General features: G+C 70.3%; 5 protein-coding genes and 1 pseudogene. 3 read left to right on the forward strand and 3 right to left on the reverse strand.

What is annotated here, in order from left to right:
• Positions 1-713 (reverse strand): amino acid ABC transporter ATP-binding protein (locus VIM26_RS01855; RefSeq protein ID WP_414696429.1); only part of this gene is annotated, 713 nt, incomplete at its 3' end.
• Positions 714-838: 125 nt separating this feature from the next.
• Between VIM26_RS01855 and miaB the strand changes: the two genes are divergently transcribed.
• Complete coding sequence (miaB, locus tag VIM26_RS01860) at positions 839-2431, forward strand: tRNA (N6-isopentenyl adenosine(37)-C2)-methylthiotransferase MiaB (RefSeq protein WP_331948616.1); 1593 nt, start codon at positions 839-841, stop codon at positions 2429-2431.
• A 131-nt stretch (positions 2432-2562) separates the two neighbouring features.
• Here miaB and VIM26_RS01865 read toward each other — a convergent pair whose 3' ends face one another.
• A complete protein-coding gene (locus VIM26_RS01865; protein WP_414696430.1) occupies positions 2563-3075 on the reverse strand; it encodes a YbjN domain-containing protein in 513 nt (170 codons plus the stop codon).
• A complete protein-coding gene (locus tag VIM26_RS01870) occupies positions 3072-3686 on the reverse strand; it encodes a YbjN domain-containing protein (RefSeq protein ID WP_331948617.1) in 615 nt (204 codons plus the stop codon). The genes VIM26_RS01865 and VIM26_RS01870 overlap by 4 nt, the downstream gene beginning before the upstream one ends.
• Before the next feature lie 100 nt (positions 3687-3786).
• Here VIM26_RS01870 and VIM26_RS01875 point away from each other — a divergent pair.
• Both VIM26_RS01875 and tnpB read left to right on the forward strand, forming a co-directional pair.
• A pseudogene (locus tag VIM26_RS01875) lies at positions 3787-4116 on the forward strand (recombinase family protein); the annotation flags it as partial.
• Positions 4117-4200: 84 nt separating this feature from the next.
• A complete protein-coding gene (gene tnpB / locus VIM26_RS01880) occupies positions 4201-5544 on the forward strand; it encodes an IS607 family element RNA-guided endonuclease TnpB (RefSeq protein WP_331948618.1) in 1344 nt (447 codons plus the stop codon).
• The last annotated feature ends 274 nt before the right edge of the window (positions 5545-5818 follow it).

Genomic DNA, 5818 nt, shown 5'->3' on the forward strand with positions numbered 1-5818 from the left:
GCGGTGAAGAACTGCTCGGGCTCGGCCTCTTCGACGATCTGCCCGCCGTCCATGAACACCACGCGGTTGGCGGCCTTGCGGGCGAAGCCCATCTCGTGGGTCACCACGACCATCGTCATGCCCTCCTTCGCGAGGGACACCATGACGTCCAGGACCTCGTTGATCATCTCCGGGTCCAGGGCCGACGTCGGCTCGTCGAACAGCATCACCTTCGGCTCCATCGCGAGCGCCCGGGCGATCGCGACCCGCTGCTGCTGACCCCCGGAGAGCTGGGCGGGGAGCTTGTTCGCCTGGTTCGCGACGCCGACCCGCTCCAGCAGCTTCATCGCGGTGGCCTCCGCGACGGCCTTCTTGACGCCCTTGGCCTTGATCGGCCCGAGGGTCACGTTCGCCAGGATCGTCTTGTGGGCGAACAGGTTGAACGACTGGAACACCATGCCGACGTCGGCCCGCAGCTGGGCCAGCGCCTTGCCCTCCGCCGGCAGCGGCACGCCATCGATCTCGATCGTGCCGTTGTCGATCGTCTCCAGACGATTGATCGCCCGGCACAACGTCGACTTGCCCGAACCCGACGGCCCGATCACCACCAGCACCTCACCGCGATGCACCGTGAGGTCGATGTCCTGCAGCACGTGCAGCGACCCGAAGTTCTTGTTCACCTTCGTCAGCACGACCAACGGTTCACCGAGGGCGACCCCGCGTCCGGTGGGCATGACGGAGTCTTCAGGTTGGTTGACCATGTGATGAACCTAAGCGCCGTTTGTTTCATTACCTACTCAGGAAGGTCACGACTTGGCAACACACCGGAAACCGGGACGTGCGCCGTACCCTTGTCGCGATGTCCACGACCACCGCCCCGACGAGCCCCCGCACCTACCTCGTGCGCACCCTCGGCTGCCAGATGAACGTCCACGACTCCGAGCACATGGCGGGCCTGCTCGAGCAGGCCGGCTACGTCGCCGCGCCCCGCGCGCAGGACGGCACGGAGGCGTCGGTGGCCGACGTCGTGGTCATCAACACGTGCGCGGTCCGGGAGAACGCGGCCGGCAAGCTGTACGGGAACCTCGGCCAGCTCGCGAGCGTGAAGCGCGACCGCCCGGGCATGCAGATCGCCGTCGGCGGCTGCCTCGCGCAGAAGGACCGCGCAGGCATCGTGGACCGCGCGCCGTGGGTCGACGTCGTCTTCGGCACGCACAACCTGGACGCGCTGCCGGTGCTGCTCGAGCGCGCCCGGCACAACGAGCGCGCCGAGGTCGAGATCGCCGAGTCGCTGCAGGTCTTCCCGTCCACGCTGCCGACCCGGCGCGAGTCGGTGTACGCGGGCTGGGTCTCGATCAGCGTCGGGTGCAACAACACCTGCACGTTCTGCATCGTGCCGGCGCTGCGTGGCAAGGAGCGCGACCGGCGCCCCGGCGAGATCCTCGCCGAGGTGCAGGTGCTCGTCGATCAGGGCGCGCTCGAGGTGACCCTGCTCGGTCAGAACGTCAACAGCTACGGCGTCGAGTTCGGCGACCGCGGCGCGTTCGCGAAGCTGCTGCGCGCGTGCGGCGCGATCGAGGGCCTCGAGCGGGTTCGGTTCACCAGCCCGCACCCGGCCGCGTTCACCGACGACGTCATCGCGGCGATGGCGCAGACGCCGTCGGTCATGCCCCAGCTTCACATGCCGTTGCAGTCCGGCTCGGACCGGGTGCTGCGGGCCATGCGGCGCTCGTACCGCTCGGAGAAGTTCCTCGGCATCCTCCAGCGCGTGCGGGCCGTGATGCCCGACGCCGCCATCACGACCGACATCATCGTGGGGTTCCCGGGGGAGACCGAGGAGGACTTCGCCGAGACGATGCGCGTGGTCGCCGAGGCCCGGTTCGCCTCGGCGTACACGTTCCAGTACTCCAAGCGTCCCGGCACCCCCGCCGCCGACCTGCCCGACCAGCTGCCCAAGGCCGTCGTGCAGGAACGCTACGAGCGGCTCGCGGTGCTGACCGAGCGCATCTCGCTCGAGGAGAACGTCGCCCAGGTCGGCCGCACGGTCGAGGTGCTGGCGGCCGAGGAGCGCGGGCGCAAGGACAGCGCCTCGCTGCGGATCTCCGGGCGGGCCGCGGACAACCGCCTCGTCCACCTCGCCCTGCCCGCGGGAGTCGTGGCGCGCGCCGCCGACGACGGCGGCCTCGACCCGCGCCTCGCGCCCGACGTCGACCCCCGGCTGCCTCGTCCCGGCGACCTCGTCACGGTCGAGGTGACGCACGGAGCGCCACACCACCTGGTGGCCGACTCGGCGACCGAGGGCGGCACGTTCGCCGTGCGCCGCACGCGTGCCGGGGATGCCTGGGCGGACCGGGAGCGGGCCCGCGCCGGCCTCGGCGAGGACGAGCACTCCCACGGCGCGCCCGCCGGCGGCCCGGTCGCGATCGGCCTGCCAACCCTCCGCCGCCGCTAGCCCCCGAGACGTGTCAGCCGCAGCGCGGTCCCTGGGGCGCGCAGCGGCTGACACGTGTGGGTCCGTTCGACGTGTCAGCCGCAGCGCGGTCCCTGCTGCGCGCAGCGGCTGACACGTCGGGGGTGGTGGGCTCAGAGAGCCAGCGGGGGCTCCGGGAGGAGGGCGTCGAGCGCCGTGAGCACCTGGACGCCCGTGCCGAGCCCGCACCCGAGCAGCTGCGCGAGCTGGTTCTCGGTCGCGCCGTGCTCGAGGTCGACCGACACCTCGCTGTACAGGGCGAGCTCGCCCTCCTCCTCGCGCACGTAGACCTTCGGCCAGATGCGTTCGCGGTTCCAGTCGTTTGCGGCCAGCAGCACCGCCGACCGTCGCTCGACCGGCAGGGTGCGGTGCCAGCGTCCCCGCACCTGCACGATCTCGGACTGCTCACCGAGCAGCAGGAACCAGAACCGGTTGCCGTCCCAGGTGCCGGTGAGATCGCCGTCGTCGTCGATCACGAAGCGGTAGCCGCGGCGCGTGAGGTAGTCGGCGATGCGGCTGCGGGAGATCGGCGTGACGCGCTCGCGCGGCACCGGCTCCGGCTGAGCCTTGGGTCGGGCGTTGCGCAGGACCCGGGAGATCCAACCGGGGAGCGCGTCGGGCTTCACGGTGCCACCGCCGCGGGGTCCGGGTACAGCTCGTCGATCGCGTCGAAGAGCATGTTGCCCGTGCTCAGCCCCGCGTTCAGCAGCTGCGCGAGCTGGGTGTCGGTGACCCCGTGCTCAAGGTCGGTCGCCACCTCCGCGATCACATGCACCATGCCGTTGTCCCGGACGCGGACGTAGGCCTTGGGCCAGATCCGGTCGGCGTTCCACTCGTTGCAGGCCCCGAGCACCTCCTCGAGCCGCTCGATGGCGACCTCACGGTTCCACTGCCCCCGGATCTGCAGGATCTCCGACTGCTCACCGAACAGGAAGAAGTAGAACAGCCGCCCGCGCCACAGCCCACCGAGGTCCCCGTCGTTGTCGAGGAAGTAGCTGAACTGGTTGGTGTCGAACCACTCGATGATGCGCGCGACGCTCAGCGGCGTCGGCGTGTCGGCGCCGGCTTCCGTGTCGATCCCGGTCGCGCCGAGCTCGCGCGCGAGCAGGTCCTGGACCTCGTCGCGCAGCTGGGCGCCGGACATCTCGGATTCAGGCAGGCCGTCGTCGTCCGGCTCGGTGGGCCCGCGACCCTGCCCCAGCCAGCCGCCCCCGTGCCCGCTTCGGAAGAAGCCCATACGAGGAAACCCTACCCGCGTGCGCGGGTCGGGGTCAGGGGGCTGCAACTATTGCCGATTCGGCCTGCTTTAGTTGGCAGAAGTATGACGGAGTGGCGTTGTGAACCTGAAGCAGTGGGCAGCCGCGCGGGGCGTGTCGTAGGACAGCGCCCGGCGCTGGTACCTGGCCGGGAAGCTTCCGGTGCCCGCCTATCTGGCTGGTCGGCTGATCGTGATCGGGGGGCCGGTACGCCCGGACGCCACAACCGGTCAGGCCGTCGTGTATGCACGGGTGTCGTCCGCCGATCAGCGCCCGGACCTTGACCGGCAGGTCGCACGGGTCACCGAATGGTCCACTGGGCAGCACATCGCGGTGGACCGCGTGGTGAGCGAGGTCGGGTCCGCGTTGAACGGGCACCGCCGTAAGTTCCTGGCCATACTCCGCGATCCGAGGTGTCGCGCGCCGGTACGGGCGCCGGGCGGCGGCGAATCGTGCCGCACGCGCCGTCGCGGCTGCGACGGCGGATGAGCCGTGATGACCCTGCTCGCCGTCCGGGTGGCCCTGGACCCGACCCCGTCCCAGGAGCGGGCGTTGCGGTCGCACGCGGGCGGGGCCCGGGTCGCTTTCAACTGGGGGCTGGCGAGGGTCAAGGCGAACCTGTCCCAGCGTGCGGCGGAGAAGTCCTACGGGATCACGGGCGAGGATTTGACCCCGTTCGTGGACTGGTCGTTCTATGGGCTGCGCAAGGCCTGGAACCTCGCCAAGATCAACGTGGCGCCCTGGTGGCGGGAGAACTCGAAAGAGGCTTACGCGAGCGGCCTGGAGCGCCTCGCGCGGGCGTTGAAGAACTGGTCGGCGTCCCGGGGCCCCAAGCGCAAGGGCGCGAAGGTCGGGTTCCCACGGTTCAGGTCCAAGCACCAGGCTCGCCCGTCGGTCCGGTTCACCACCGGGCCGATCCGGGCCGGTGGCATTACTGCGGTCCTGCCGGTACTGGGCCGGATGAAGCTGCACGAGGATGTCACTGACCGTCTGGCCGGTGCCCGCATCCGCTCTGCCACGGTGCGGTTCGAGCGCGGCCGATGGTTCGCCTCGTTCACGGTCGAGCAGGACGTTCAGCGTCCTCGGGCGACCAAGCCAGGCGACGTGATCGGCATCGACCTGGGGATCAAGACCCTTGCGGTGCTCTCGGACGGGACCGAGATCCCCAACCCCAGGCACCTGGGTGCGGCGCTGCGCAAGGTGCGCCGCGCGGCCCGCACGGTGTCCCGCCGGCAGGGGCCGGACCGGCGCACCGGGCAGCGACCCTCGAACCGCTGGCGGCGCGCAAGTGCTCGTCTGGGCGGGCTACACGGCCGAGTCGCCGATGTCCGGAAGGACTCGATCCACAAGCTGACCACCAGCATCGCCCGCACCTACGGCGTGGTGGTGATCGAGGACCTGAACGTCGCCGGGATGACCAAGAACCGGCGATTGGCCCGGCACGTTGCCGATGCTTCGTTTTCCGAGATCCGACGCCAGCTCGCGTACAAGATCGAATGGCACGGCGGGACCCTGATCGTCGCCGATCGCTGGTTCGCCAGTAGCAAGACCTGCTCGCGGTGTGGTGCGGTGAGAGCCAAGCTCACCCTCTCCGAGCGTATGTACGTGTGCGACGTCTGCGCGATGGTCATGGACCGGGACGTCAACGCTGCGCTGAACCTGGCGCAGTACGGCAGAAATGAGCTCAAGGTCGCCGCGAGTGGCGCGGAGACCCACAACGGACGTGGAGCCGACCAGAGGACCGGGCTTGCCCGGCAGGTGGCTGTGAAGCGTCAACCCGGCACGCGGCAACGCGGTCAGACCGGGACCCTCCCACCGCAAGGTGAGAGTGCAGCATGAGCGCCGCTAATCAGCACTCATCTGCAACGGTGCGTGGGTGGTTCGTTTTCTGGTGGCCTGCCGGCCCGATGGCGACCGGCTCGCCACGAGCGGTTAACGTCGGGGCGTGCTCGCCATCGCTGCCCTCGTCCCGGAGACCGTCCTGCTCGTACCCGGCGCGGCCGGACGTGCCGTCGTGCTCGAGGACGTTCGCGCCGCCGCGCTCGACGCCGTCGGCGCGCTCGTCGCAGCGGCGCCGGACCGGTTGGTCGTCGTCGCGAGCGGACCCGTCGAC

It is taken from the genome of Pengzhenrongella sp. (assembly GCF_036565025.1).
In the GTDB taxonomy this organism is placed as follows: Bacteria; Actinomycetota; Actinomycetes; order Actinomycetales; family Cellulomonadaceae; genus Pengzhenrongella.

Excerpts from the sequence above, each read along its gene's own strand:
- miaB (WP_331948616.1), top strand. The coding sequence starts at position 839 with ATGTCCACGACCACCGCCCCGACGAGCCCCCGCACCTACCTCGTGCGC.
- VIM26_RS01870 (WP_331948617.1), bottom strand. The coding sequence starts at position 3,686 with ATGGGCTTCTTCCGAAGCGGGCACGGGGGCGGCTGGCTGGGGCAGGGT.
- tnpB (WP_331948618.1), top strand. The coding sequence starts at position 4,201 with ATGACCCTGCTCGCCGTCCGGGTGGCCCTGGACCCGACCCCGTCCCAG.